Genomic DNA, 368 nt, shown 5'->3' with positions numbered 1-368 from the left:
GAAGGCGCCGGGGCAGGAAACGAGCTACGGCAATTCCGGCATCATTCAGCGCGAAGCCGTCGAGCCCTATTCGCTGCCGCGCGGCATCGGCGACCTCTTCAACATCGCCACCGGCCGCAGCAACGACGTTGTCTACTCCTTCCGCGAGCTGCCGTTCCATGTCGGGCCGCTTCTCCGATATTGGTGGTATTCGCAAGCAGGGCGGCACCGGGCTCTGTCGCAGGCCTGGGCCGGCCTGATCGCTCAATCGACCGCGACACATGGGCCGCTGATCGAGCGTTCCGGTGCAGGCGATCTCGTCCACCGCAACGGTTTTCGCATTCTTTTCCGAACCACGGCCGGGCGTGACAAGGCTCTGAGCGAGGCTG

1 pseudogene is annotated in these 368 nt (G+C 64.7%); it reads left to right on the top strand.

Annotation, left to right across the window (positions count from 1 at the left end):
- A pseudogene (locus AC1D0P_RS32095) lies at positions 1-368 on the top strand (amino acid dehydrogenase); the annotation flags it as partial.

The sequence above is a fragment of the Polaromonas sp. P1_G2 genome (assembly GCF_056405515.1).
The sequence above is the reverse complement of the archived record's forward strand: the minus strand, read 5'-3'. Positions and strand labels throughout refer to the sequence as shown.